The sequence below is a fragment of the Methanobrevibacter sp. 87.7 genome, assembly GCF_002208625.1.
In the GTDB taxonomy this organism is placed as follows: domain Archaea; phylum Methanobacteriota; class Methanobacteria; order Methanobacteriales; family Methanobacteriaceae; genus Methanarmilla.
In genome coordinates this window covers 1-2,280 of the sequence record NZ_MRCT01000219.1, presented here as the reverse complement: position 1 = coordinate 2,280, position 2,280 = coordinate 1, and the positions used below count along the sequence as shown (strand labels likewise).

The following is a 2,280-nucleotide window of genomic DNA, read 5'->3' as shown; positions in this document are numbered from 1 at the left end:
ACATAATCTTACTAATTTAGTATTTAAATTTATAAAAATAGAATTTTACTCTATTTAATATTTTATTATTAAATTTCATTGATTTTCTTTTAATTTATTGATGTTTATCTTTTTACTTTCTTATTTTCAAAATTCTAGTCTTTATTTTTTTATTTAAATCTTTTTAATTTATTTTAATTTAATTTAATTAGAAAATTCTATATAAGGGAAATAAATATTTATTAAGAAGTTTAATAAATAATATATTATATTATATAAAATATTTAGGAGAATTATAGTATGAAAAATGAACTTATGACAATATGGCCTGTATACTTAGATTCAAATAGAACTCTTAAAGAAGGACGTAAAATTTCTAAAAAAGATGCTGTAGATGATCCAAGTTTAAATGAAATTAGGAAAGCATGTTATAAATTACATTTGAAACCTTTAGTTGAGAAAGATAAGACTTATCCAGGTTTATGGTATGAACATACTGGTAGGGTAGCTGTTGATACTGATATGAAAAAACTTGTTTTACTTAGAGAAGTTGCAGCTAAAATTAAAGAAATTAGAAACTAATTTTTTTTTTTAAAATATGTGTTTTAAGGTTTTAATATTATGATAAATGGTGTTGCAGAGACAATGGAAGATTTACCTTCTGAAATGAAGGATTTATATAAAAAAGCTAAAGAGATTATTCTTGAAAATGATGACATTATGATTTATAGTCATACTGATTGTGATGGAATATCCTCTGGAGCGATTCTTAGTACTATCTTAGAAAGAATTGGTAAAGATTATGATATTGACTTTGTTTCTCTTGATAAATTAGAAGATTTACCTATTGATCATAAACTTACTATTTTTTCAGATTTAGGTTCTGGTCAACCTGTTGAGAAAAATGCAACTGAAGATTCTACTATTATTATATTAGACCATCACCCTCCTTTAAGGGATAAAAATTATAGAAACACTGCAGACTGTAATTTTTTAGAAATTAATCCTATGCATTATGGTATTAATGGTACATATTATATTTGTGGTGGTGGATTATGTTATTATCTTGCAAAAGAATTTGGATATTCTGATTTAAGTTGGATTGGTGTATTAAGTGCTGTAGGAGATATGCAAAATACTCACACTGGTAAAATGGAAGGTCTTAATAAATTAATACTTCAAGATGCTATTAATGATGGTTTAGTTAAACGAAATAGTGATTTATCATTATATGGTCGTGAAACAAGACCTTTATATGTTGCATTATCTTATTTTAGTGATGTTAATCTTCCAATTACAAATAATAAAACTGAATGTATTGCACTTTTAGATGAATTAAATATTCCTCGTAAAAAAGAGTGTGTTGAAGTTTTAAATGATTCTATTGTTCCTGTAGAATATAAACAGGAATGTGAATCTGTTTTAGTTGAACTTGGTATTGAACATAAATCAGTAAATGATTGTATTAGTATTATTGAAGAATCTGATATTTCAGATAGTCTTAAAGATGATTGTTTAACTGTCCTTAGAAGTTTAGGTGATAGATTTAGGACTCTTGCAGATTTAGATAAGTCTGAGAAAAGTAGATTGTTCTCTGCTCTTGTTAAAATGTTATCACGTGAAGTTCCAGGAAAATATGTTAAATATATTCCAAAACTTGTAGCTGCAGATACTTTTGAATTTTTAAAAGAAGATGATCATACATTTTTAAGGGATGCTGCAGAATTTTCAACAGCTATGAATGCATGTGTTAGAAATAATGAAGATTTTGTTGCTTTAGATATTCTAAAAGGGGATCGTGATGTTGCTCTTGATAAATTAAATATTATTTCAAGAAATCATAGAAGATATCTTGCTACTCATATTCAACTTATTCCAGATATGGATGCTCTTGTTCAAATGGATAATATTCAATATTTTGATGGTAGTAATCTTTCTACACCTGAAGATAAGGGAAAGGGAATTAGAACAACTGTAATTGGTACTATTACAGGTATGGTTTTATCTTATGGTGATTGGAGAAAACCTATTCTTGGTTTTGTTCCTTTAGAAGATAATCCAAATATTTTAAAAATTTCATTAAGATGTTCAAGACTTCTTGCATATGATGGTGTTCATTTTGGTAATATAATTCGTGAGATTGCACGTAATTTAGGTGGAAATGGTGGAGGTCACGCTGTAGCTTGTGGTGCATATATTCCAATTGAATATAAAGATGAATTCCTTAATGATTTTAATGAAAGTTTATATGGTAAATTATGATTTAATTTAGTATTCTTTCATTTTTAATTTATTTTGTAA

2 protein-coding genes are annotated in these 2,280 nt (G+C 26.2%); both read left to right on the top strand.

The genetic code is table 11. The features are described 5' to 3' along the window. Positions 1 to 279: 279 nt before the first annotated feature. Entirely contained in the window at positions 280 to 561 is a 282-nt protein-coding gene (locus tag BGI41_RS07785) for a signal recognition particle subunit SRP19/SEC65 family protein (RefSeq protein WP_088540130.1), read from the top strand. Between the two features lie 63 nt (positions 562 to 624). Further along, complete coding sequence (locus BGI41_RS08610; RefSeq protein ID WP_369829839.1) at positions 625 to 2,241, top strand: DHHA1 domain-containing protein; 1,617 nt, start codon at positions 625 to 627, stop codon at positions 2,239 to 2,241. Positions 2,242 to 2,280: the final 39 nt, after the last annotated feature.